Origin of the sequence: Pediococcus acidilactici, from assembly GCF_016127815.1 — a bacterium.
Taxonomy (GTDB): domain Bacteria; phylum Bacillota; class Bacilli; order Lactobacillales; family Lactobacillaceae; genus Pediococcus; species Pediococcus acidilactici.
The window spans coordinates 123928-150180 of record NZ_CP066046.1 but is presented as its reverse complement, the minus strand read 5'-3'; the positions used below and the strand labels follow the sequence as shown (position 1 = coordinate 150180).

Below are 26253 nucleotides of genomic sequence, written 5' to 3'. Positions count from 1 at the left end.
CTCCTTCTAGTATTTATCGATAATGTCGCCGAGTGGGTCACCAGTACCTGAATTACCACCGTTGCTTGAACCGCCCATCTTAGAAAGGGTTAAGTAAATCAAAGCAAGTGAGATACCGATTGTACCTAAAGCGATCAATGTTAAATCTTGAACAGTTGCTAAAACAAAGCCAAGTGCGAAGAATGGCCAAACTTCTTTAGTAGCCATCATGTTGATAACCATCGCGTAACCTACGGCAACAACCATTCCACCACCGATTGACAAACCATCAGTTAGCCAAGCTGGCATAGCAGAAAGTAAACCACGTACGGGAGCAGCGCCGATTGCCAAGATCAATGCTGCAGGGATTGCAATCCGCAAACCTTGCATGATGATCGCAATGTAGTGCCACATTTCCAATTTAGCAAAGCTACCTTCCTTAGCAGCCGCGTCCATGATGTGAACAATCAAGGTTGCCAATGTACGAGCAATGATGGTAAGCAAAAGACCAGCTACAGCTAGCGGAATTGCAAGGGCAATCGCTGATGAAACACCTGCTTTACCTTGACCACCTAAAACTAAAATAATAGCAGAAGCCACAGAAGCTAAAGCAGCGTCAGGAGCAACCGCAGCCCCAACGTTAGACCAACCTAAAGCGATCATTTGTAGTGAACCACCTAAAATAAGGCAAGGTACTAAATTACCAGTTACTAAGCCGATTAACGTACATGCAATTACTGGTTGATGGAAGTGGAATTGGTCCAAAATACCTTCCATACCAGCTAAGAATGACACGATAACGACTAAAATCATTTGAATTGCATTCAATGCCATGATTATTAATCCTCCGTTTTTTTAGTTATTTTTTTGTTTATTAAGCTCATCTTGAGCCTTCTTCATAATTGCGTCTAAATTATCCTTTGAATCAGAAGGAACCTTCCGTACGTCCATTCGAACGCCCATGTCTTCCAACTTCTTGTAAGTGTCAATATCATTTTGGTCAAACGCCAATACGGTATTTGGTTGAACTTTTCCAGCTGAATGAGCCATTGAACCAACGTTCAAAGTCTTAATTGGAACACCGCCTTCGATGGCTTTCAAAGCATCTTGAGGGGTTTCAAACAAAAGCATTGCCCGGGTACCACCGAAGTGTTTGTCGTCCTTAGCCAACTTAATCATTTGTTCGATTGGAACAACGTGGGCTTTAACGCCTGCTGGAGCAGCTTGTTTAATCATTGATGAACGTAACTTGTCTTTAGCAACGTTATCAGAAACAACGATGATCCGATCCGGGTTAGTAGTCTTCGTCCATGAAGTAGCAACTTGACCATGAAGTAAACGAGTATCGATTCGTGCTAACACGTAATCAAAGTGACCTGGTTTACCAGTATTAACTGGTGCAGCTGCTTCAGCAGCCTTTGGAGCTTCCTTAGGTTGAAGTTCTTCAGGACGAACCTTAACCCCTTCTTTTGCTGTGTCAATGATGTGTGCAGCAATTTCTTGTGCTGATTCCATCGATAGACGAGAAGCATATGCTTCAATTAACATTGGCAAGTTCAAACCAGCAACGATTGCCCATTTGTCCTTATGTTCTTCAAACAAGTTGTTAACTTGATTGAATGGAGTGCCTCCCCATAGGTCGACTAAGAATAATACTTGGTCTTGGTTACTAAAAGAAGCAATTGCTTCTTGAAGTTTTGCTCTGAGATCGTCAGGGCCTTCGCTAGGCATTAAGGTTACGGCCTTAACGTCTTCTTGTTCACCGAAGATCATTGAACCGGATTGCAAAATGCCTTTGGCGAATTCACCATGACTAGCAATGATAATTCCTACCATTTGTCTGTATACCTCCCATTTTCTATTTGTTACAGTTGAAAAAAATAAAATAAGTTCTAAACCTGCAACTAGTTAAAATAAATTCTTGACAGCCTTTTCAATCCCAAAACTTCTTAACCATCCCAAAAGCGTTTTCACAACGCCCCAAAAAAGTTAATTTTGTAATAAAATTGTGGCCAGCTGTCGATCTACCGCCACCGAATGGTAATCAGTAGGACCAACATACCGCTAACACAGTATGTTTAGCTTCCACTGAGTATATAAGCAAATACCGTGCCAAAATACACTAAGCTTAACGTAAGCGAATTCAAGCATTTTTGTTAATACACTATTTTGATACACTATACTGTATCACTTAGTGTATCAAGTGTATTATTAACTCCCCGGAAATCTGGTCATTTTTTGACAAAAAAAGAGCTGTGATCCAAGTTAAGTTGAATCACAGCTCTTTAACCGAAGAGTAATGCGGCCAAGAGGGTTCGAACCTCCACCCGAGTAAATTCGGACAGGATCCTTAATCCTGCGCGTCTGCCAATTCCGCCATGGCCGCAAAAAACCTTACTAGATAATAATAGCAAAACCACCATTAGCTAGCAAGTGTTTTTTATAAAAATATTTTTATTAGTGTTTTAACCCCAAGCGACCCCCGCAACGTCCACAAACGTAGCGTCGCACGTTGATGCGGCGTTGACGATGGTAAAGCTGATCACATTTTTTACACTGGTATACTAATCGCCCCGATGTAGTAGTCCGGCGCTTAGACGTCACCGGTGCGTAGCGTAAACCACCGGTCCGCTGCAGCAACTCCTTAAAATGCGGGTTGCGGTGATCTGGTTTTTCATGATGCACGTGCAACCAGTAGTGGACTAGTTCGTGTTTAATTACGCCTACTAAGGTTTCTTCGTCAAACTCGCTTAGCATAAGCGGGTTGATTTCAATGTGATGGTCCCCTAAAAAATAGCGACCGCCCGTCGTTCTTAAGCGGCGGTTAAACCGCGCTTCGTAAGGATAAGCTTGGTTAAAGAATTGTTTAGCCAGTCGACGCGTTAACTGAGTTAGCTCTAAGTCAGTCATTGTTCCTCAGCCGGAATCATGGTGAGCTGGATCCGATTTCGCTTGGTATCCACGCTTTCCACCCAAACGGTAACGATGTCCCCCACCGCCACTACGTCACTAGGATGTTTGACAAAGCCTTTTTTTAGCTTAGAAATGTGTACCAAACCGTCTTGTTTAACGCCGATATCGACAAACGCGCCAAAATCGATGACGTTCCGGACGGTGCCTTGCAGTTGCATCCCTGGTTGGAGGTCCTCTAAAGTTAAGACGTCGGAGCGTAATAATGGTGCAGGCATTTCATCCCGCAAATCCCGCCCCGGTTTTTGCAATTCTTCGAGAATGTCGTGAAGCGTTTCTTCTCCGACCTGCAGCTGAGCTGCCAATTGTGCGACCTTAACCTGTTGCAACGTTTGGTTAAAAGCGGGGGTTCCTAAGTCATGCAGGTTTAATCCCAGCTCCTTCATTAGGGCTTTAACCACCGGGTAACTTTCTGGATGAATTCCCGTATTATCAAGCTCATCGTCTCCATCCACAATTCGTAAAAATCCAATCGACTGTTCGTATGCTTTAGGCCCTAGTCGCGGCACTGATTTAATTGCTTGGCGAGTTCGGTAGCTTCCGTTGACTTCCCGAAACTTAACGATGTTTTGCGCCGTCGTTTTAGTTAGCCCCGAAATGTGGGTCAGTAGCTCTGGACTGGCGGTATTTAAATTGACCCCCACCTGGTTAACCGCGGTTTCCACCACGTGGTCCAACTGTTCCCGCAAATCTTTTTGGGCAACGTCGTGTTGGTATTGGCCGACTCCCACCGCTTGGGGATCGATTTTGATCAACTCTGCTAACGGATCTTGTAAACGCCGGCCAATGCTAATTGCGCTACGCTCTTCCACTTGTAAATCAGGAAACGCTGCCCGAGCAGCCGGACTAGCTGAGTATACGGAAGCTCCGGCCTCGTTGACGATCACGTAGTAAACTGGTCGCGCAATTGTTTTGATGACTTGAGCCACAAATTCTTCGGATTCCCGGCTAGCGGTCCCGTTTCCAATCGCAATCATTTCCACATGGTATTTTCCAATGAAGTCCTTTAATTGCTTAGCAGCCGCGGCTCGCTTTGCTTGAGGAGCCGGACGGTGCGGATAAATCACCAGTTTATCTAAGAACTTCCCGTTTTCATCAATTACGGCTAGTTTACAACCGGTACGGTAAGCAGGGTCAAAACCGAGGACCACTTTGCCCTTGAGCGGTGCTTGCATCAGCAAATGGTATAAATTTTCTCCAAAAACTTTAATTGCGCGTTGCTCCGCCATGGAAGTCAATTCCGCACGCATTTCTCGTTCAATTGCTGGCCCAATAAACCGTTTATAGGCGTCCCGATAGGCTGCTTGTACCAGCGCCACCGCCGGCCCCCGATGCTTTTGTACCAAACGAAAGTTTAAATAGCGCTCAATGCCCGCTTCTTCCACCGCAACCTTAGCCCGGAGGACCTTTTCCTTTTCTCCCCGGTTAATTGCCAACACTTGGTGAGCTGCTAACTGAGCAAGTGGCGCTTGGAAATCATAGTAAATCGCGTAAACGCCGTTTTCATCTAGTTCCTTGCCCTGCCGTTTAACTTCGCTAACTAACGCGCCATTATGCTGGGTGTATTTACGAATCCACGCCCGGATTTCCGCCTGTTCGCCAAAGGCTTCGGCCAAAATTTCGTGAACCCCGGACTCTACGTCTTCGATAGTATTTAACTTCACTTCGGGATTAACGGCAGCCGCCAAGCGTTCTCGTAGTCCTTGTTGGGGGAAAGTTAAAACCCACGCCGCTAACGGTTCTAGTCCCGCTTCTTTGGCAATCGTCGCTTTTGTGCGCCGCTTTTGCTTGTACGGCAAATATAAATCTTCCACCGCAGTTAAGGTGGTTGCCTGCTTGATTTGCTGTTTTAATCCAGTAGTTAATTTGCCTTGTTCTTCAATCTGCTTTAAAACTTCTGTCTTCCGCTTTTCTAACGTTTCCGTTTGGTGGTACGCCGCCTGGATTTCGCGAATTTGTACTTCGTCAAGACTGTGGGTGCGTTCCTTACGATAGCGTGCAATGAACGGCACCGTATTTCCCTCATCGAGCATCTCCAACGTCGCGCGAATTTGTTGCGGTCGGTAAGCGGTCAATTGTTTTTCCACTAAAGCTAAAATCTCTGCTTCCAAATTTAAACCCCACTTTGTTAAAACTTTTTGTACAAGATAAGAGGCTAGGAAATTTTTCCCAGCCTCCTTTTAAACCTCTCCGATTCCACTAACTAAATGGTCAGCGTGAGAAGTAATGATCTATCCCATCAAACTGCTCATAATTTTAGTCAACGCTTTGGTCATTTGGCCCATTGCAGCTTCCTGGGCATGTTCGGACTCTTGAAAGGCTACCTCATCCAGCTTTTTGGTTTGGTCATCTACTGCATCAACCATTTTTTGGCATTGATTAGCATATTCCCTTAGGTAACGTTTCAATAACTGATGTTTACCAATTAATTTAGCTGGCACCTTAGCATTCCAGACCATCTTTTCTAGCGCCCGGTACTGGTCGGTTGCCACTTGAAATTGTTTTTTAATTTCTTTTAACCGGCTTTGATCCATTTCGTCCACCGTACCTAATTGACCCGCCTTCTTTAATTCTTGAAAAAACGGATCCACGCTAGAACCAATTTCTTCTAATTTCTCAGTCAATCTTGAAATGGTGTTCGCGTACGCTTGAATACTTACCTTCATCTTAATTTCCTCGTGATTTCTTTAAAGTTCGTTGAATTAATTTTACCACTTCTACGATTACAATCATCGATAAAGATGCTCCAATTACGATTAACCACTGGTGTAAGTTTAGGTGGCTAACGTGGAAAAGGTCGTTAAAGCCCGGCACCACAATCGTAATTGCTAATAAAGCAAACGCGATGAGGATCGCCCAATTAAAGAATTTATTTTTCCAAGTGGTTGCTTGGAAAATTGATCCGTGAATCGACTTCGAATTAAAGGCGTGGAAAAGCTGGATTAAACCTAACGTTGCAAAGGCCATGGTTAAGGCATCGGCATGAATCTGTGCGCTCCCGGAATGGTCAGGGAAAGCTAACGCCATTGCGTAAACAAATAGGGTGATGGCCCCTTCCAAAATTCCCTGGTAGATTACGTTACCCGCGACGCCTCCCGATAAGAAGCTAGATTTTTTATCACGTGGTGGCTGTTGCATCACGTTTTTTTCTGCAGGTTCAAGTCCCAAGGCAATGGCAGGCAAAGTGTCGGTCACCAAGTTTATCCACAGGATGTGCACCGGTGCCAAAATTTGCCAGCCCATCATCGTCATCACGAAAAGGGTTAAAACTTCCCCAAGGTTAGCTGATAAGAGGTACTGAATCGCCTTTTGAATGTTGGCAAATACTTTACGTCCTTCTTCAACCGCGTCCACGATGGTAGCAAAGTTATCGTCGGCCAGCACCATGTCACTAGCACCCTTAGAAACTTCGGTTCCGGTAATTCCCATTGCCACTCCAATATCCGCTTGTTTTAAGGAGGGGGCGTCATTTACACCGTCCCCGGTCATCGCCACCACTTTCCCCTTCTTTTGCCAAGCGTCGACAATCCGGACCTTATGTTCAGGAGCCACCCGGGCGTAAACTCGGTAATTTGCTACGTGATCCGCTAGTTGTTCATCAGTTTGCTGATCGAGTTCTGCACCAGTCACCACCGCCGTGTCCACTTCGGCATCGGTAATCATCCCTAGTCGTTTAGCAATTGCTCCCGCAGTATCGCGGTGGTCACCAGTAATCATCAGGGTTTGAATACCCGCGTCGTGGGCTTCTTGAATGGCTTGTGCCACTTCGGGCCGTTCCGGGTCAATCATCCCTACTAATCCCGCAAAAATCAAGTCGTTTTCCACTACCGCACTAGTCAGCTCTTCAGGAACCGCATCAACGATCCGGTACGCAAAGCCCAAGACTCGGATTGCTTGCAACGCTAAATCATGGTTCACGGCCTGAATCCGGCGTTCTTCAGCCTCGTCCATTGGTAATTCGGCACCTGGCATTACGTACTTGGTAGTTCGTTTCAAAAGTTCATCTGGTGCTCCCTTAACGGTAATCAAATACTTCCCGTCCGGTAACGCATTGACCGTGGACATTAGCTTTCGTTCCGAATCAAACGGTACTTCAGCGACCCGTTGGTACTGGTCAATTACCGCAGCACTAGAGTATCCCCGTTGGTCATTAAACGCAATCAAGGCCGTTTCGGTAGGATCCCCCACCAACTCCTCGTCAATTTTTTTCGTGTCGTTGTTTAAAATCATCAGGTCAAATAACTTGGATTGAAAATCAGGAGTGACCGCTGCGGCATCCATTAGCTGGTTATCCACAAAAAGTTTTTCAACCGTCATTTTATTTTGGGTAAGGGTTCCCGTTTTATCCGAAGCAATGATTTGCGTACTCCCTAAGGTTTCCACCGCCGGGAGTTTTCGAATAATTGCGTGACGTTTAACCATCCGCTGGGTTCCCAAGGCTAGGGTAATCGTAACGATTGCCGGTAAACCTTCCGGGATGGCCGCCACCGCAAGCGAAATTGCGGTTAACAACATGTCGATTAAGCTTTCTTGGCCCCGTAACATACCGACCGCAAACACCACCACCGCAATGGCCAAAATTAACCAAGTCAACGTTTTACTTAGCTTGGTTAAATTACGTTGTAAAGGAGTAATGGTTTCATCAGCGTCGTTAATTAACCGGGCAATTTTCCCTACTTCGGTCGCCATTCCCGTATGAATGACAATTCCCTTTCCGCGACCAAAAGTAACGTTACTATTCATAAAGGCGAGGTTGGTGCGGTCGCCTAGGGGAAGCTGTTCGTCATCTAGGGCCGCCGTTTGTTTATTCACCGGGACCGATTCCCCCGTTAACGCCGACTCTTCAATTTGCATCGACGCTGACTCTACCAGCCGTAAATCGGCCGGCACCACGTCTCCAGCTTCTAAAATGACCACGTCTCCTGGCACCAATTCGGTACTCTGGATTTGCTGAATTTGGCCGTCCCGTTCGACCTTGGCTTGCGGAGCTGCCAAACTTTTTAATGCATCAATAGCTTCTTCTGCCTTAGATTCCTGAAAAACGCCAAAGATTGCGTTTAACACCACCACCAGCAAGATAATCAAGGCGTCGACTCCTTCGCCCACAAACACTGAGATTAAGGCGGCCACGAGCAGCACAATGATCATCAAATCTTTAAACTGGGCCAAAAACTTTTGTAACAAAGTCGTTTTACCCTTAGTTGCTAGTTCATTATGGCCATATTTTTCCAACCGTCGTTGTGCTTCGGCAGTCGTGAGCCCAGCTAACCGGGTATCTTGCTTAGCAGCGGTATCTTCAACGGTCCGCTGCCAATCCTTTAACTTACTTGCCTTCATTCTCTTTCCTCCATTTAATTGGGATCTTAAAGTTTAAAAAAAAGACCCATGTGCGTCGAAAACTACTTCTCGACACACATGAGTCTCACTAATTTAAGGTAATACCAGATTTTTTCTTGCTGATGACATTACCACAGCTAAGCTGCAAGTTACTCCCTCATGTTTAAACATATTATACCGGAAATTAATTTTCCTTTACAAGTGACGAGCCTTGAACTTAACAATTTATTTATCAAAAACGGTATACGGCAAAGCACGTTTATGGGCGGTCCGTTGGTACCAACCTTCAATTTTTTCGGCCGCTGCGTCGCTAACTTCCTTGCCTTCTAGATAATCATCAATGTCTTGGTAAGTTACGCCTAACGCAACCTCATCCGGTAATGCTGGTCGTTCATCTTCTAAGTCCGCCGTGGGCACCTTTTCGTAAAGCTCAACGGGCGCGTTTAACGCTTTAAGCATTGCCTTACCCTGCCGCTTGTTCAAGCGCCATAGCGGAACGATGTCCGCACCGCCATCCCCGAATTTTGTATAAAATCCGGTCACCGATTCGGCCGCGTGGTCGGTTCCCACCACGATTCCCGCGGTTTCACCCGCGATGCCGTATTGGGCAATCATTCGTTGCCGGGCCTTAATGTTTCCCTTGTTAAAATCGGATACCTGAACTCCGGTTGCTTCAATAGCGGCTACCATGGCATCCGCGGCTGGTTTGATGTCAATTCGTACCACCCGGTCCGCTTGCATAAATTCAATTGCCTTCATCGCATCCGATTCGTCAGCTTGAACCCCGTAAGGTAGGCGGACCGCAATAAATTGGTAATCGGCATTGCCAGTTTCTTCCCGAAGTTCCCGAATTGCCATCTGTGCCAACGCTCCGGCTAAGGTAGAATCTTGCCCGCCGGAAATCCCAAGGACTAGCGAACGTAAACTAGGAACACTTTTTAGGTAGCGTTTCATAAAATCAACGCTGCGTCGAATTTCTTTTTCTGGGTCAATTGTTGGTTGAACCCGTAGAGCTTCAATAATTTCTTGTTGCATTTTGCGCATTTTTTACGCCCCCCAATGATTAAAATTTAAGCTGATTTACGTAATCCCGGACCCGCTTAATGATGGATACCTTGTGATCGTAACATTCTTGTGAAAGATCCACCGGATAGTCTTGTGGATTTAAATCACGTTTGTATTCATCCCACAAGGAATCCAAACTTTGCCGAGAAAATTCTTTGATTTCCGCTAAGGATGGGCGATCATAAACTAACTTGCCGTTCTTAAAAATGGTTTGTAATAACGGTCGAGCTTCAAAATCGGTCACCGTCTTATTGATGTACGTATAGTTGGGGTGGAACATGTATAGCGAATCCTTTTCACGAGGGTCTTCATCCCAAAGCGTAATGTAATCTCCTTCTGATTTACCATCTGCCCGCCGAGAAATTCGCCAAACTTGCTTTTTGCCTGGTGTAGAAACTTTTTCAGCATTGTTAGACAATTTGATGGTGTCGACCATCTTTCCGTCCCGTTCAATGGAAACCATCTTATAAACGGCTCCTAACGCCGGTTGGTCATAAGCGGTAATTAATTTGGTTCCCACACCCCAAACTTCAATTTTAGCTCCCTGCATCTTTAAGTTTTGGATGGTCTTTTCGTCCAAATCGTTGGAAGCGTAGATTTTAGCGTTTGGATAACCCGCTTCATCCAACTGTTCGCGAACTCGTTTAGACAGGTAAGCCATGTCACCACTATCGATCCGTACCCCAAGGAAATTGATCCGGTCGCCCATTTCTTTAGCCACCCGAATTGCGTTAGGCACCCCGCTTTTGAGTGTGTCAAAGGTGTCCACCAAAAAGACACAATCGTGATGAGTGGTTGCGTACGCCTTAAACGCATCGTAGTCGTTCATGTAATATTGCACCATTGCGTGAGCGTGGGTTCCGCTAATTGGAATCCCAAACTTCTTCCCAGCCCGTACGTTACTAGTTGCGTCAAAACCGCCGATGTAAGCCGCCCGGGTTCCCCAAATTGCTGCGTCAAATTCTTGGGCACGGCGCGTGCCGAATTCTAAAAGCTTGTCTGAGCCAACTACGGATTTAATCCGCGCCGCCTTGGTTGCAATTAAGGTTTGGTAATTGACCACGTTTAAAATTGCCGTTTCCACCAGTTGACAATCGGCCAGTGGTCCTTCGACTTGTAAGATTGGTTCGTTATTAAAAACTAGGTCGCCTTCCACTGCCGAGCGAATGGTCCCCCGGAAATGAAAATTCTTTAAAAATTCCAGAAAATCATCCGGATAGCCGCCCACTTCGCGAAGATATTCGATATCACTCGCCGAAAAGTGAAGGTTTTCGATATAGTCAATCACCCGTTCTAATCCGGCAAAAACTGCGTATCCATTGTCAAAAGGCATTTTACGGAAGAAAACTTCAAAAATTGCCTTTTGATTGTGAATTCCCTTTTGCCAATAAGTTTGAATCATGTTGATTTGATAAGCGTCTGTGTGTAAAGTTAATGTGTCATCTGGATATTCTTGTACCATGATGATTATGCTCCTACTCTTTATTTTTTAAAGTATAAATTTTACTGGTGGACATAAAATACAATTGCTTTAATTTTATCATTTTTGCGCCAAACCGCAATTTTATCGTGAGGAGAACCTTTATATATGAAGTTTTCAACTGCCAACGTCTTGGGATTCAATTTTTTACAAACGACCAAGGCCCAATTCTTAGAACGATTACATACCGACTTAGCGGCCCACCAAAACCGCTTTGTGGTGACCGCTAATCCAGAAATTATTATGTACGCTAAAAAACATCCCGCTTACGCTGAAATTATTCGCCAAGCCGATTATTTAGTGGCCGATGGGATTGGCGTCGTGAAAGCAACCCAGCATACCGCCCATCCGCTGCCCGAACGCGTAACCGGCTACGAACTTTTTGAAGAACTTTTGCGTTGGGGAGACGCACACCATTCGCGAATCTACTTTTTGGGAAGCAAACCGGCCGTGATTGCTCAAGTGATTGCCAAAGTTAACCGCCAATATCCCCACGTGGAAGTCGCTGGCCATCATGATGGGTATTTTACCGATTTTGCTCCCATCCAAACTGAAATTGAGCAAACCCAGCCGGAAATGGTTTTTGTAGCCACCGGCTTCCCCAAACAAGAGGAGTTAATCCAAAAGTATCGGCACCTCTCTCCCGCAATTTGGATGGGTATTGGGGGCAGTTTTGACGTCTTTGCTGGAGAAGTCAAACGTGCTCCCGAATTTTGGCAAAAGCATAACCTAGAGTGGCTATACCGTTTAATCAGCGATCCTCGCCGGATCAAACGCCAAATCGTGCTTCCAATCTTTATGATTAAAGCATGGTGGGCCAACCACAAATAGCGATGAACACAAAAAAACGAGGGTTAGCGTTCTTAAAAAGAACCTAATCCTCGTTTTTATGACTTTGGAATTAAGGGTAACCCTCTTCTCAATTCCTCACCAATTATTTACCGATTTAAATAGAATTCAAACCGTTCTCCTACGTATTGCGTTCGTACGTATTCAAATGGCGTACCATCCTGGGCGTATGAAACCTGATGAAGGCGTAAAATCGCCGCACCCCGCTTAACGTCAAGGTATTCGGCAACCTTTTCGGAAGCTAACATCGCCGATACGGTTTGCTCAGCACGACCAATTACCAGTCCCGCACGCTCTTCCAAAGTGTTGTACAACGACTTGGTTACTTCGGATTTACTAAAGTTAGTAACTAACTTTTCTGGGATGGTCGCCGTTTCGTAACAGATCGGTACCCCATCCGCATACCGGATCCGTTCCATTCGGAGTACTAAATCTCCATCCGCTAACTTTAATTTTTCAATTTCACTTAACGATGGCTCACTAGTATGGTAGGAAATTGTCTTGCTCGATGGTTTCTTACCCTGGGCTTCCGTCAATTCCGTAAAGCTGGTTACTCCAGAAACTTTTTCTTGGACCTTTTGACTAGCAACGTACGTCCCCGAACCCACCTTACGTTCTAAAATCCCTTCATCAACCAAAGTTGAAATCGCTTGGCGTAAAGTCATTCGGCTAACTTTAAAATGGTTTGACAGTTCCCGTTCGGCGGGAATCCGCTCGCCAACTTTCCATTTTCCTGCTTCAATTGCCTTTTTGATTTCATTATGAATCTGAATATATACCGGTGAATTCATGATTGTACTCCTACTTGTTTTTAACTATTAATCTTCCTTAGCAAACTTCTTGCCGTAGCTGTAAGTTTCTAACTTGTTAAGGTCGCCGTCAAAGACGTTTAAATCAGCGTCCTTGCCAACTTCTAAGGTTCCTTTAGAATCTAAGCCAAATTCACGAGCTTGGTTTACCGAACTCATTTGAACAGCTTCCGCAATTCCGCAACCAAAGAACTTCATGGCGTTCCGGAAAGCATCATCAAAGGATAGTACTGAACCTGCTAGCGTTCCGTCAGCTAGACGAGCTTGCTTGTCCTTTACGTAAACTTTTTGTCCGCCAAGTTCACTTTCTCCTTCGGCAATTCCCTTGGCACGCATTGAGTCAGTAACCAATTCAATGCGTTCTGGTCCCTTAACTTCATAAGCCAGTTTGAGCATGTCAGGAACGATGTGGAAACCGTCGCAAATTAATTCAGCATAGATGTTGTCTTCCAACATTACGTGGCCGGTAACCCCTGGTTCACGATGCTTAAATTCACGTTGGGCGTTGTATAAGTGAGTTGCGTGGGTAACCGTGCTATTTAGCAATTGTGCACGGGTAGCGTTGGAATGTCCTACTGAAGGAACAATTCCATGATCCAAGCAGTATGCTTCAAATGCATCGGAGCCTGCGTGTTCAGGGGCAATCGTAATTAATTTTACTCGACCGCCTGAAAGCTCGTTCCACTTGCCAAGTAATGCTGCGTCCGGGTCCTTAATATACTCTTCTGGTTGAGCACCCTTGTACTTCGCCGAAATGAAGGGACCTTCCAAATGAACCCCTTGGATAACGGGATTTTCTTCCGCAGCCTTGGCCACTCCGCGCATTGATTTTTCAATGTTTTCGTTGGATTGAGTCATTGTGGTACAAAAGAAGCTGGTAACTCCTTCGTTGATTACCGCTTGGTTTACCATTTCGTTGATTTGTTCTGGATCGCCATCCATCGCATCAAAACCGTAACCACCGTGGGTATGTACGTCAATGAACCCTGGAACAATAATCTTGCCCCCTGCGTAATAAACTTCGTCGTCACCCTGTGCCTTATATTCACTCATTGGCCCAACTGCTTCGATGGTCTTACCAAACCGAATGTAGCCGTCTTCAATCTTTTCGAGGCCCGTATAAATTGTCGCATGTCGTAAAACTGTACTCATGAATTTTCCTCCTCTAAGTTAATCTAGCTTCATTATATATCGGTATAGACCAAAAAACAAGATTACCTTAACCGTTTTCTTTTGCCACGGTTGCGTCGATTCCCTTAACTACGGATGGGCTAAATCCGGCTTCTTCCATTGCTAATAAACCTGCGACGGTTGTCCCGCCTGGAGAAGAAACTTTATCAATCAATGCGTAAGGCACTTCATCACTATTGAGCACCATTTGCGCACTACCTTGTACCATTTGCGCAGCAATCTTAGTGGCGTTAGCTTTAGTCAATCCGTACTTAACGCCCGCCCGGGAAAGCGCGTCAATAAATAGGTAAGCGTATGCTGGTGCGCTCCCCGCAAGTGCCGCGAAAATCGGAAAGTCATTTTCGGCAACTTCCATGGTTTTTCCGATCCGAGCAAACAACTCAACTCCCGCTTGGTACGGAGCTGCGTTAAGGTCGCCCGTGGCTTTGACCGCTGTCATTCCTTGCGCAATTTCAACGTTTACGTTTGGCATTACTCGCAAAATCGGTTGAGCAGTGCCTAAAACCGCTTGTAAGTCCGCTAAACTAACGCCAGAAGCAATTGAAACCACCAACTTTTCTTCAGTTAGTACCGGTTGAATTTCTTCAGCAACCCGCTTAATCACCGTGGGCTTAACTGCCAAAATAATTACGTCTGCCTGTTGGGCTACCGCCGTATTATCTGATACTGCGGTTAGTCCGTGTTGTTTTGCAAAAGTTTCGTAGTTTTGTGGGTGAGCGCTGTGGACCAAAATATCCTTACCAGCGACATCTTTCTTTACTAATCCGCTAATAATTGCCTTGGCCATGTTTCCAACGCCAATAAATCCAAGTTTCATTTGTATTCCCCCGCTTTTCTGTTAATTATTTTAATTTTATCATTAAATCCCCGGGAATTATGTAATATTTTATGAAGGTTTAATACTTCTCGAGCAAATCCAACGCCCTTGCCAAAGTATCATGATGCAGTTAAAAATGTGCCTGAAACTGAGAAAAAAAATCATTTTTGGGTGCCGGCTTTAATAAAGTCCAAAGCCATTATGCTCCGCACAACCTAAAAACGACCGTTATGCCAAATTCAGGCATAATGGTCGAATTTCAGTTAATCCTCAAAAACTAGCCGACTTTTTCAATCAGCCTTGATTTTTCATCCTTACGGATCCTTAAAAGCTGGTCTTACCACTGCTTAATGTCTATCAGGCATTTGGGGGACACTCCCGCATTTAAAGTTACGTGTCCATCATCCTTATTTATGCATGTCCACAACCATCCGACCTTCGATTTGTCCAGCCCGCATTTCATCGATGATGTCGTTCACTTCATCCAAACGCCGAGTTTGAACAATAGGTTTAACTTGGCCATCCGCTGCAAACTGGAAGGCTTCCGCCAAGTCATTCCGGGTGCCGACTAAGGAACCAATTACTTGAATACCGTCTAATACAACTCGCGGAATTGATAAATCCATCGTGTCTACGGGTAGAGCTACGGCAACTAAAACGCCACCTGCTTTTAGACAATCGACCGCTGCGTTAAAGGCTGCCTTAGCTACCGCGGTCACTACCGCCGCCTGTGCTCCGCCGCACCGTTCCTGAATTACCTTCGCCGGATCTTCTTTGCTAGAATTGATTACCAAATCCGCACCCAGCTTTTGGGCCAGCGCCAATTTATCATCATTAATGTCTACCACCGCTAATTTAGCGTTAAACACGTTCTTAGCGTACTGAATTGCCAGATTACCTAATCCACCAGCGCCAAACACCGTCAACCATTCTCCAGGACGAATTTTAGATTCCTTGATTGCTTTATAAGTAGTTACGCCGTCACAAGTAATTGAACTTGCCGCCACCGGATCCAGATTGTCCGGCACTTTCACCGCGTAATCCGCCACGACGATTGCCTGTTCAGCCATCGCTCCGTCAACCGTGTATCCGGCATTTTTAGCTTCCCGACAGAAAGTCTCTCGTCCAGTAGTACAATATTCGCAATGCCCGCAGCCTTCAAAGAACCAGGCGATGGAAACCCGATCTCCCACCTTTAAGCTGTGCACGTCAGCACCAATTTCGCGAACAATGCCAATTCCTTCGTGACCAATCACCCGTCCAGGTTGTTCGCCAAAGTCACCATTTGCCACGTGGAGGTCCGTATGGCATACCCCACAGTATTCTACGTCAACTAAGGCTTCATTATCCCTAAGCGGTCGTAATTGCTTTTCTACAATATCAACGTACCCATCACTTTGATTCCTAACTACCGCTGCACGCATTTTAATTGCCTCCTTACTACATTAAAAGACTAGTTGCTCCACCTTCATTATAATACTAACGGGTATTTTGTGAAAGCGTTTTCTAAGATCCGCAAAAAAATCAAATTTACGATAACTACTTAGTCTTCTAATTAAAGAATGCTTATCAACTAGATAACCACTTTTACAGACAATTTAGCCATAAATGAACGCACAAAAAAACTCCACGTCATCGACATGGAGTTTAACTGATTGGGCTAGCTGGGTTCGAACCAGCGCATCACGGGATCAAAACCCGTTGCCTTACCACTTGGCTATAGCCCAATATGGTGGAAGGGAGTGGATTCGAACCACCGAACCCGAAGGAGCGGATTTACAGTCCGCCGCGTTTAGCCAGACTTCGCTACCCTTCCATATAAGTTGTCGTCTTATCTATCCGACTTAATTATAATAACTAATCTTGAAGAATTTTGCAAGCTTTTTTTGAAACTTTTTTTAAATTTATTCAAGATCAATTATAAGTAATCGCTGAGTCCATTCAGTAATAAAATTATCCGAATTCCACTCGTTGATTCGTCTCTTATGATATCCGACTGAATTATTATAATATATCCCGCCAGCTGTTGCAAGAGGTTTATAGTGAAAATGTAGGTGTCCGGATAAAATAATTTTTGGCTGGTATTTTGCTAATAACTTTTCCATTCGGCGGCTCCCCATCATCCCGTTCGCCATGTTCCAAAAGCGGTAGTCATCAGTGTAGCGAATGTATTCGTGGCGCACTGCAAAATGGGTCATAAAAAGTACTGACTTAGATTGGGCTGCTTGAAGTTGTCGTTCCGTTTGTTGCAGTACGCGATCCATCCGTTCAATGTCAGAGATTGGCTGCTCAATCGCAGTATCTACCCAAAAAGTTTTTTTCCACCGCCAAAATTGTTCAGGAGTTTTATCTACGTTATCCGCAAAACTATAATCATACCAGCCGTTATTTCCAATGATGCGCCATTTGGTTCCCGGAACGTCATAAAATTGGTTGTGCAAGTACTGCGGGTGTTGCAGCTTTTCTAACCCAGCGTAATCAATATCATTTAACATATCATGATTTCCCGCAATAAAGAACACCTTGGTCCGTGGCAAGCGGCGCTGTAATTTTTCCACGTATTCCTTACTACGGTTGAACTTATTAAATAAGTCTCCCGCAATTAAATAAATTCCCACGTGATTGTCTTTAAGGTATTGTGCTTGCGTTGCCAACGTTTGCTCAATATCAACCTTATTAATGTCCAAATGATTGTCACTAGTCATTGCTACTCTCAAAACGTTCGCCCTACTCGTTTGACTTATCCTAAATAAAAAAGATGAACTAAGCATAACCTAGTTCATCTTGTAAATTCAAATTTTATTAACGAATCCCTTGCATCTTCTTGCTGATCCATGGTGAAAGTAACCATAAAGCAACCGCAAAGATAATCGTAATGATTCCGGTCCAAATGAAGTAGCTAACTTCGTGACCAGGATAAAGTTTAACCAGCTGTGCGTTAATCGCTTGTCCAGCGGCATCTGCCAAGAACCACATACTCATCATTTGTGAAGCAAACGCTGCGGGAGCTAATTTGGTAGTTACGGATAATCCAATTGGTGAAATCAACATTTCCCCAATTTCAACGATTGCCCAGCTACCCACTAGCCAAAGGGCGTTAACTTTTCCATCAGTACCAAACATCAAGCCTGGTAACGCGATGAAGAGATATGAAATCCCGGTAAATACTAACCCATAGGTAAACTTCTTCGGTGACGAAGGTTGTTTTTTACCTAATTTAGTCCATAGCCAAGCAAAGATCGGGGTGTATAACATGATGAACAACGGGTTCAACGATTGGAAGTTAGCTGGCGTGATGTTAATCCATCCATAATGTAATTGGGTACGATCTGCAGCAAATAATGCCAATACAACTGAACCTTGTTCTTCAATTGCCCAGAATAAGGTTGCGGCGATAAAGAGTGGTACATAAGCCCACAAACGGGAACGTTCACCTTTAGAAACCTTGTTGCTAGTGAACATTAAAATAAAGTAAACCACTGGCGTAATAATAGCCACAATACTAATTAATAAAACAACGTTATCGATTGTAAGCACGTTGGCAATGAACATTACCAACAAGATTAAGGCGAGCACTACCACGCCGATAAGTACGCGTAAGCTAAACTTCTTAACTTCTTCTGGTTGAATTGGATCTGAAGGATAGAGGCTATCCTTATTTAAGTATTTTTTACCATCAAGATAATATTGCACCAGTCCGAAGAACATTCCAATTGCAGCCAACGAGAAGCCTGCGTGGAAACTGATTTGGAAACCAACCCACGAAACAATTAGCGGAGCCAGCAACGCGCCCAAATTAATACCGAAAACGAAAATACTAAAACCTGCGTCCCGTCTGGTATCCTCTACAGAGTAAAGCGAACCGACCATTTCAGAAACGTTGGGTTTCAACATCCCTGTACCGATAACGATTAGCGCAATTGACACAAGTAATGCCGCGCTACCGAATGGCAATGAAAGAGCAATGTGCCCAAACATGATTAAAACCCCGCCATAGAAAACGGTCTTCCGACTACCTAAAATACGATCACTGATAAAACCACCAGCGACACTAGCTAAATAAACTAACGACCCATAAATGGCCATAACTGAAGCAGCAGTAGCTTGGCTAAAACCTAGTCCACCTTGTGAAACTGCGTAATACATGTAATAAATTAATATCGCACGCATCCCGTAGTAACTGAACCGTTCCCACATTTCTGTGAAGAACAGGGTCATCAAACCACGCGGTTGACCAAGAAAAGCTGTATCTTTTTCTTGTGTATTCAATTTTTATTTCCTCCATAATTCTCGCCTAATCAAAATAATACTTAAGGCTATAAACTTGGGACTATATATGAAAAAACGCCTTAACTTTAACATTAAGGCGTATTCCATAATGCCGGCTAGGTGAGTCGAACACCTGACCTACGGTTTACGATACCGCCGCTCTACCAACTGAGCTAAGCCGGCATTGGCTTGGCTTTATAGCATAAAAGGATGCTAACAACTCGGTTAACATCCTTAAAGCTAACTCCGGCAGGCGGACTCGAACCGTCGACACCCTGATTAACAGTCAGATGCTCTACCAACTGAGCTATGCCGGAATAATCGCATGGCAACGTCCTACCCTCGCAGGGGGCGATCCCCCAACTACTCTTGGCGTTAAGAAGCTTGACTTCTGTGTTCGACATGGGAACAGGTATATCCTTCTCACTATCGTCACCACACTCTGTGCTAACTTGCGTTATCACTTGAGAAAACTTTTGTCCTCTCAAAACTGAATAATATCTACATTTCTTTCGAGTTACTTGCCACGTTCTACTTGGTTAAGTCCTCGACCGATTAGTACTAGTCCGCTCCATGTATCGCTACACTTCCACTTCTAGCCTATCTACCTGATCATCTCTCAGGGGTCTTACTTGCCCGAAGGCAATGGGAAATCTCATCTTGAGGCGAGTTTCACACTTAGATGCTTTCAGCGTTTATCTCATCCACACATAGCTACCCAGCGATGCTCCTGGCGGAACAACTGGTACACCAGCGGTGTGTCCATCCCGGTCCTCTCGTACTAAGGACAGCTCCTCTCAAATTTCCTACGCCCGCGACGGATAGGGACCGAACTGTCTCACGACGTTCTGAACCCAGCTCGCGTACCGCTTTAATGGGCGAACAGCCCAACCCTTGGGACCGACTACAGCCCCAGGATGCGATGAGCCGACATCGAGGTGCCAAACCTCCCCGTCGATGTGAACTCTTGGGGGAGATAAGCCTGTTATCCCCAGGGTAGCTTTTATCCGTTGAGCGATGGCCCTTCCATACGGAACCACCGGATCACTAAGCCCGACTTTCGTCCCTGCTCGACCTGTCTGTCTCGCAGTCAAGCTCCCTTCTGCCTTTACACTCTGCGAATGATTTCCAACCATTCTGAGGGAACCTTTGGGCGCCTCCGTTACCTTTTAGGAGGCGACCGCCCCAGTCAAACTGCCCACCAGACACTGTCTCCCGCCACGATTAGTGGCGCGGGTTAGAGGGTTCATACAACGAGGGTAGTATCCCACTTGCGCCTCCTCCGAAACTAGCGTTCCGGATTCTACGGCTCCTACCTATCCTGTACAAGCTGTACAAACACTCAATATCAAGTTACAGTAAAGCTCCATGGGGTCTTTCCGTCCTGTCGCGGGTAACCCGCATCTTCACGGGTATTATAATTTCACCGAGTCTCTCGTTGAGACAGTGCCCAGATCGTTACGCCTTTCGTGCGGGTCGGAACTTACCCGACAAGGAATTTCGCTACCTTAGGACCGTTATAGTTACGGCCGCCGTTTACTGGGGCTTCAGTTCAAAGCTTCGCTTACGCTAACTCATCCCTTAACCTTCCAGCACCGGGCAGGCGTCAGCCCCTATACGTCATCTTACGATTTTGCAGAAACCTGTGTTTTTGATAAACAGTCGCCTGGGCCTTTTCACTGCGGCTGATCTTGCGATCAGCACCCCTTCTCCCGAAGTTACGGGGTCATTTTGCCGAGTTCCTTAACGAGAGTTCTCTCGCTCACCTTAGGATACTCTCCTCGACTACCTGTGTCGGTTTGCGGTACGGGTAGTTAAACTCTAACTAGAAGCTTTTCTCGGCAGCGTGACGTCAGGAACTTCGTTACTTAAATTTCACTCCCCATCACCGCTTGTCCTTAAGAAATCAAGCATTTGACTCGACTTCAGACTTACGGCTTGGACACCCACTTCCAATCGGGTGCATTCCTTAGCCTCCTGCGTCCCTCCATTGTTCAAACAAGTTTAACTAGTACAGGAATCTCAACCTGTTATCCATCGCCTACGCCTCTCGGCCTCGGCTTAGGTCCCGACTAACCCTGGGAGGACGAGCCTTCCCCAGGAAACCTTAGTCATACGGTGGATAGGATTCTCACCTATCTTTCGCTACTCATACCGGCATTCTCACTTCTAAGCGCTCCAACAGTCCTCACGGTCTGCCTTCGTCGCCCTTAGAACGCTCTCCTATCACGCCACCTAATGGTGGCATCCACAGTCTCGGTAATATGTTTAAGCCCCGGTACATTTTCGGCGCAGGATCACTCGACTAGTGAGCTATTACGCACTCTTTAAATGGTGGCTGCTTCTGAGCCAACATCCTAGTTGTCTATGCAACTCCACATCCTTTTCCACTTAACATATATTTAGGGACCTTAACTGGTGGTCTGGGCTGTTCCCCTTTCGACGATGGATCTTATCACTCACCGTCTGACTCCCGGACATAAATCGATGGCATTCGGAGTTTATCTGAATTCGGTAACCCATGACGGGCCCCTAGTCCAAACAGTGGCTCTACCTCCACGATCCTAATTCCGAGGCTAGCCCTAAAGCTATTTCGGAGAGAACCAGCTATCTCCAAGTTCGTTTGGAATTTCACCGCTACCCACACCTCATCTCAGCACTTTTCAACGTACACGAGTTCGGTCCTCCAGTGCGTTTTACCGCACCTTCAACCTGGACATGGGTAGGTCACTTGGTTTCGGGTCTACATCCGCATACTAATTCGCCCTCTTCAGACTCGCTTTCGCTTCGGCTCCGTCTCTTCAACTTAACCTGGCATACGAACGTAACTCGCCGGTTCATTCTACAAAAGGCACGCCATCACCCATTAACGGGCTCTGACTTCTTGTAGGCACATGGTTTCAAGAACTATTTCACTCCCCTTCCGGGGTGCTTTTCACCTTTCCCTCACGGTACTGGTTCACTATCGGTCACTAGGTAGTATTTAGCCTTGGGAGATGGTCCTCCCGGATTCCGACGGAATTTCACGTGCTCCGCCGTACTCAGGATCCTGAACTGAGGGAGTTTGATTTAACTTACGGGGCTGTCACCCTCTCTGGCTGGCCTTCCCAGGCCCTTCAGCTATCAAGCTCTTTGGTAACTCAAATGTTCAGTCCTACAACCCCAAGAAGCAAGCTTCTTGGTTTGGGCTGTTCCCGTTTCGCTCGCCGCTACTCAGGGAATCGAATTTTCTTTCTGTTCCTGTGGGTACTGAGATGTTTCAGTTCCCCACGTTTACCTTCACACATCCTATGAATTCAGATGCGGATAATAGTCGATTAAAACTATTGGGTTGCCCCATTCGGAAATCCCCGGATCAAAGCTTACTTACAGCTCCCCGAGGCATATCGGTGTTAGTCCCGTCCTTCATCGGCTCCTAGTACCAAGGCATCCACCATGCGCCCTTCCTAACTTAACCTAACTTTACCTACGGTAAAGCGATTAATTGAGTATTGCGATTATTTTGAACTAATCTTGTTTAACCCTTTAAAATTACGCGGTTTTCTCTCGGTTTAATTATGATTAATTAAAATTAGAAAATTATAGATATTATTCAGTTTTCAAAGAACAAAAGCAGAACAACTAACGTTGTTCAATGGAGAATAGCGGGATCGAACCGCTGACCTCCTGCGTGCAAGGCAGGCGCTCTCCCAGCTGAGCTAATTCCCCATGTATGGGCCTAAATGGACTCGAACCATCGACCTCACGCTTATCAGGCGTGCGCTCTAACCAGCTGAGCTATAGGCCCGATACGCATGTGTTTTGAGAGTAGACCTCTCAAAACTAAACAAAACTTTGACTCGTGTGCGGTTCCGTATTATTCCTTAGAAAGGAGGTGATCCAGCCGCAGGTTCTCCTACGGCTACCTTGTTACGACTTCACCCTAATCATCTGTCCCACCTTAGACGGCTAGCTCCTAAAAGGTTACCCCACCGGCTTTGGGTGTTACAAACTCTCATGGTGTGACGGGCGGTGTGTACAAGGCCCGGGAACGTATTCACCGCGGCATGCTGATCCGCGATTACTAGCGATTCCGACTTCGTGTAGGCGAGTTGCAGCCTACAGTCCGAACTGAGAATGGTTTTAAGAGATTAGCTAAACCTCGCGGTTTCGCGACTCGTTGTACCATCCATTGTAGCACGTGTGTAGCCCAGGTCATAAGGGGCATGATGATTTGACGTCGTCCCCACCTTCCTCCGGTTTGTCACCGGCAGTCTCACTAGAGTGCCCAACTGAATGCTGGCAACTAGTAATAAGGGTTGCGCTCGTTGCGGGACTTAACCCAACATCTCACGACACGAGCTGACGACAACCATGCACCACCTGTCATTCTGTCCCCGAAGGGAACGCCTAATCTCTTAGGTTGGCAGAAGATGTCAAGACCTGGTAAGGTTCTTCGCGTAGCTTCGAATTAAACCACATGCTCCACCGCTTGTGCGGGCCCCCGTCAATTCTTTTGAGTTTCAACCTTGCGGTCGTACTCCCCAGGCGGATTACTTAATGCGTTAGCTGCAGCACTGAAGGGCGGAAACCCTCCAACACTTAGTAATCATCGTTTACGGCATGGACTACCAGGGTATCTAATCCTGTTCGCTACCCATGCTTTCGAGCCTCAGCGTCAGTTACAGACCAGACAGCCGCCTTCGCCACTGGTGTTCTTCCATATATCTACGCATTTCACCGCTACACATGGAGTTCCACTGTCCTCTTCTGCACTCAAGTCTCCCAGTTTCCAATGCACTTCTTCGGTTGAGCCGAAGGCTTTCACATTAGACTTAAAAGACCGCCTGCGCTCGCTTTACGCCCAATAAATCCGGATAACGCTTGCCACCTACGTATTACCGCGGCTGCTGGCACGTAGTTAGCCGTGGCTTTCTGGTTAAATACCGTCACTGGGTGAACAGTTACTCTCACCCACGTTCTTCTTTAACAACAGAGCTTTACGAGCCGAAACCCTTCTTCACTCACGCGGCGTTGCTCCATCAGACTTGCGTCCATTGTGGAAGATTCCCTACTGCTGCCTCCCGTAGGAGTCTGGGCCGTGTCTCAGTCCCAATGTGGCCGATTACCCTCTCAGGTCGGCTACGCATCATCGCCTTGGTGAGCCGTTACCTCACCAACTAGCTAATGCGCCGCGGGTCCATCCAGAAGTGATAGCAGAGCCATCTTTTAAAAGAAAACCAGGCGGTTTTCTCTGTTATACGGTATTAGCATCTGTTTCCAGGTGTTATCCCCTGCTTCTGGGCAGGTTACCCACGTGTTACTCACCCGTCCGCCACTCACTTCGTGTTAAAATCTCATTCGGTGCAAGCACGTCATAATCAATTAACGGAAGTTCGTTCGACTTGCATGTATTAGGCACGCCGCCAGCGTTCATCCTGAGCCAAGATCAAACTCTCATATTAAAATGATGAGTCTTTTTCAAGCTCATTAATTGTTTGTTTTTGCGAATTGACTTCGCATGTTTGTTCTCACTAAATCAATTTGATTTGCGAGTCCTCACACGATCGTTTGTCAAAATTTTGTTCAGTTTTCAAAGGTCTACCAGCGTTGTCGTATCAACGTTTATAACGCTTTTGACAACTATTTAACTATATCATTGAGAAAAATGATTGTCAACACTTTTTTAATGAATATCTCATTATTTCTCGTTTCGAAATAGCGTATCATTGGCACTCAAATATAGTACCAAGTTTTACCATCCTTCGTCAATAGCATTTTTAAGAAAACCATTATAAAAAATGGCACTTTCACACCAAAAGGCCACACTGTGCGATTCGGTAACGCTTGCAACTGATCAACTTTTATAAAATCTTTTACTCAGCCACCTTCGTTATCAAATTTTGCCCAGACTTTTTGTTTAAGGTGACTCATGAAAATAGTTTTACTTTCATAAGCAAACAAAAAAGATCACGCTAAATAGCGTGATCTTTGCTTATTTATCTGTTAATCAATTGGACGCATCGTTGGGAATAGAAGCACGTCACGAATTGAAGGAGCATCGGTTAGCAACATTACTAAGCGGTCAATTCCGATTCCTAAACCGCCAGTTGGTGGCATACCGTATTCCAAAGCTTCAATGTAGTCTTCGTCAATTCCTTCTGCTTCTTCGTTACCAGCTTCCCGTTCTGCAACTTGAGCCTCAAAACGTTGCCGCTGGTCAATTGGGTCGTTTAATTCGGTAAAGGCGTTTCCGTATTCGTTACCTAAGATATATAATTCAAAACGATCCGTAAAGCGTGGGTCGTCAGCATTCTTCTTTGCTAACGGCGAGATTTCAACTGGATGACCATAGATGAAGACTGGTTGCTTCAATTGATCTTGCACCTTATCTTCGAAGAATTCGTTTATAATGTGACCAACTGTCCACCATGATTCGTATTTTACGCCATGTTCGTCAGCCAATTTGCGGGCTTCTTCAACAGACATTTCTGGCCAGAAATCAACTCCAGCATATTTCTTAATCGCATCAACCATGTGTAAACGTTCAAAGTCTTGGTTCAAGTCGAGCTCCGTACCTTGGTACGTAATCTTGCCGTCATCTGAAACGGCGTTAACTGCCGCCTTTAAAATGCCTTCCGTTTCGTCCATTACGTCGTGGAAGTCGTAGTAAGCTACGTAAGTTTCTAGCATGGTGAATTCTGGGTTATGACGAGTGTCGATTCCTTCATTACGGAAAACTCGACCAATTTCATAAACGCGTTCCATTCCACCAACAATTAATCGCTTCAAGTGGAGTTCCAAAGCAATTCGTAAGTATAAATCAATGTCTAACGCATTGTGATGGGTAATAAATGGCCGTGCGCTTGCTCCACCTGCTTGAGTGTGGAGAACTGGCGTTTCAACTTCAGCGAATCCATGGTCGTCTAGGTAGCGCCGAATTGCCGATACAATCTTGGTCCGTTTACGGAAGCGTTCCATGCTTTCATCGTTTGCAATCAAATCTAAATAACGTTGCCGGTAAATTTGCTCAACGTTTTGTAAACCATGAAACTTGTCTGGTAACGGACGCAGTGCCTTACTTAAGAAGGTCAATGACGTAACCTTGATAGTTAATTCACCCATGTCCGTCTTCATTACGTCCCCAGTTACTCCTAGGAAATCACCTAAATCAGCACGTTTAAAGATTTTGTAGACGTCTTCGCCTAATTCATCCTTACGTACGTAAAGTTGAATCTTTCCAGAACGGTCCTTTAAGTCAGCAAAACCGACCTTTCCCTTACCGCGCTTTGAAACCATCCGACCAGCAACGGTTGCGACAACGCCCTGTTCTTCAATTTCTTCTTTTGACATGTCACCGTACTTTTCGTGTAATTGTGCGGCTAAATGTGTTCTTTCAAAACGATGGCCAAACGGGTCAATTCCCTTGTCGCGTAATTCTTGCATCTTTTCACGACGTACCCGTAGTTGGTCATTCATACTTGGTTGTTGCTTCTCGCCCACTATGT

The 26253-nt window shown here is 45.5% G+C and carries 16 protein-coding genes, 7 tRNA genes and 3 rRNA genes; 1 reads left to right on the top strand and 25 read right to left on the bottom strand.

The window, feature by feature from the left end; all coding sequences use genetic code 11:
* Positions 1 to 6: 6 nt before the first annotated feature.
* The 9 genes from I6H64_RS00695 to I6H64_RS00655 form a co-directional block, all read right to left on the bottom strand.
* Entirely contained in the window at positions 7 to 813 is an 807-nt protein-coding gene (locus I6H64_RS00695; RefSeq protein ID WP_008842385.1) for a PTS mannose/fructose/sorbose transporter subunit IIC, read from the bottom strand.
* A 21-nt stretch (positions 814 to 834) separates the two neighbouring features.
* On the bottom strand, positions 835 to 1815 hold the full coding sequence (locus I6H64_RS00690; protein ID WP_008842384.1) for a mannose/fructose/sorbose PTS transporter subunit IIA: 981 nt from the start codon (positions 1813 to 1815) through the stop codon (positions 835 to 837).
* Between the two features lie 464 nt (positions 1816 to 2279).
* Positions 2280 to 2365, bottom strand: a tRNA-Leu gene (locus I6H64_RS00685).
* A gap of 71 nt (positions 2366 to 2436) precedes the next feature.
* A complete protein-coding gene (locus I6H64_RS00680) occupies positions 2437 to 2889 on the bottom strand; it encodes a SprT family protein (RefSeq protein ID WP_008842383.1) in 453 nt (150 codons plus the stop codon).
* Positions 2886 to 5060 carry a Tex family protein gene (locus I6H64_RS00675; RefSeq protein ID WP_008842382.1) on the bottom strand — a complete coding sequence of 725 codons (2175 nt, stop codon included), beginning with the start codon at positions 5058 to 5060 and terminating at the stop codon, positions 2886 to 2888. Before I6H64_RS00675 ends, I6H64_RS00680 begins: the two co-directional genes overlap by 4 nt.
* Before the next feature lie 120 nt (positions 5061 to 5180).
* Complete coding sequence (locus tag I6H64_RS00670) at positions 5181 to 5615, bottom strand: hypothetical protein (protein WP_002832390.1); 435 nt, start codon at positions 5613 to 5615, stop codon at positions 5181 to 5183.
* Between the two features lies 1 nt (position 5616).
* Entirely contained in the window at positions 5617 to 8286 is a 2670-nt protein-coding gene (locus tag I6H64_RS00665; RefSeq protein WP_008842381.1) for a cation-translocating P-type ATPase, read from the bottom strand.
* Between the two features lie 225 nt (positions 8287 to 8511).
* Positions 8512 to 9330, bottom strand: a complete 819-nt coding sequence (nadE, locus tag I6H64_RS00660) for an ammonia-dependent NAD(+) synthetase (RefSeq protein WP_002832392.1) — start codon at positions 9328 to 9330, stop codon at positions 8512 to 8514.
* Positions 9331 to 9349: 19 nt separating this feature from the next.
* Positions 9350 to 10813, bottom strand: a complete 1464-nt coding sequence (locus I6H64_RS00655) for a nicotinate phosphoribosyltransferase (protein ID WP_056985075.1) — start codon at positions 10811 to 10813, stop codon at positions 9350 to 9352.
* 126 nt (positions 10814 to 10939) lie between these two features.
* On the opposite strand from I6H64_RS00655, the gene I6H64_RS00650 reads away from it, so the two are divergent.
* Positions 10940 to 11662: a WecB/TagA/CpsF family glycosyltransferase gene (locus I6H64_RS00650; RefSeq protein WP_008842420.1), complete on the top strand. Its 723-nt coding sequence runs from the start codon at positions 10940 to 10942 to the stop codon at positions 11660 to 11662.
* Between the two features lie 107 nt (positions 11663 to 11769).
* Here the strand turns inward: I6H64_RS00650 and I6H64_RS00645 are convergent, their stop codons facing one another.
* The 16 genes from I6H64_RS00645 to lysS form a co-directional block, all read right to left on the bottom strand.
* Positions 11770 to 12471, bottom strand: a complete 702-nt coding sequence (locus tag I6H64_RS00645) for a GntR family transcriptional regulator (protein ID WP_002832395.1) — start codon at positions 12469 to 12471, stop codon at positions 11770 to 11772.
* 27 nt (positions 12472 to 12498) lie between these two features.
* Positions 12499 to 13641: an N-acetylglucosamine-6-phosphate deacetylase gene (gene nagA / locus I6H64_RS00640; protein WP_005915972.1), complete on the bottom strand. Its 1143-nt coding sequence runs from the start codon at positions 13639 to 13641 to the stop codon at positions 12499 to 12501.
* A gap of 67 nt (positions 13642 to 13708) precedes the next feature.
* The gene (proC, locus tag I6H64_RS00635; RefSeq protein WP_056985073.1) at positions 13709 to 14497 is read right to left on the bottom strand and encodes a pyrroline-5-carboxylate reductase; all 789 of its coding nucleotides are present in this window, start codon (positions 14495 to 14497) and stop codon (positions 13709 to 13711) included.
* A 407-nt stretch (positions 14498 to 14904) separates the two neighbouring features.
* Positions 14905 to 15921 (bottom strand): alcohol dehydrogenase AdhP, encoded by a 1017-nt coding sequence (adhP, locus tag I6H64_RS00630; protein WP_056985071.1) that lies wholly within the window; start codon positions 15919 to 15921, stop codon positions 14905 to 14907.
* Positions 15922 to 16152: 231 nt separating this feature from the next.
* Positions 16153 to 16224 (bottom strand) — tRNA-Gln (locus I6H64_RS00625).
* Between the two features lie 3 nt (positions 16225 to 16227).
* A tRNA-Tyr gene (locus I6H64_RS00620) sits at positions 16228 to 16313 on the bottom strand.
* Between the two features lie 88 nt (positions 16314 to 16401).
* The gene (locus I6H64_RS00615) at positions 16402 to 17202 is read right to left on the bottom strand and encodes a metallophosphoesterase (RefSeq protein WP_008842416.1); all 801 of its coding nucleotides are present in this window, start codon (positions 17200 to 17202) and stop codon (positions 16402 to 16404) included.
* A gap of 97 nt (positions 17203 to 17299) precedes the next feature.
* Positions 17300 to 18766, bottom strand: coding sequence for a peptide MFS transporter (locus I6H64_RS00610; protein WP_002832402.1), 1467 nt, complete (start codon positions 18764 to 18766; stop codon positions 17300 to 17302).
* A 110-nt stretch (positions 18767 to 18876) separates the two neighbouring features.
* A tRNA-Thr gene (locus I6H64_RS00605) sits at positions 18877 to 18949 on the bottom strand.
* A gap of 61 nt (positions 18950 to 19010) precedes the next feature.
* Positions 19011 to 19083: transfer RNA gene (locus tag I6H64_RS00600), tRNA-Asn, on the bottom strand.
* A gap of 6 nt (positions 19084 to 19089) precedes the next feature.
* Positions 19090 to 19206: ribosomal RNA gene (rrf, locus tag I6H64_RS00595) — 5S ribosomal RNA — on the bottom strand.
* A gap of 95 nt (positions 19207 to 19301) precedes the next feature.
* Positions 19302 to 22223: ribosomal RNA gene (locus I6H64_RS00590) — 23S ribosomal RNA — on the bottom strand.
* 178 nt (positions 22224 to 22401) lie between these two features.
* A tRNA-Ala gene (locus I6H64_RS00585) sits at positions 22402 to 22474 on the bottom strand.
* Positions 22475 to 22479: 5 nt separating this feature from the next.
* Positions 22480 to 22553, bottom strand: a tRNA-Ile gene (locus I6H64_RS00580).
* A gap of 80 nt (positions 22554 to 22633) precedes the next feature.
* Positions 22634 to 24210: ribosomal RNA gene (locus I6H64_RS00575) — 16S ribosomal RNA — on the bottom strand.
* Together the 16S, 23S and 5S rRNA genes with 4 tRNA genes alongside form the textbook arrangement of a ribosomal RNA operon.
* A gap of 541 nt (positions 24211 to 24751) precedes the next feature.
* The gene (gene lysS / locus I6H64_RS00570) at positions 24752 to 26248 is read right to left on the bottom strand and encodes a lysine--tRNA ligase (protein WP_002829757.1); all 1497 of its coding nucleotides are present in this window, start codon (positions 26246 to 26248) and stop codon (positions 24752 to 24754) included.
* Positions 26249 to 26253: the final 5 nt, after the last annotated feature.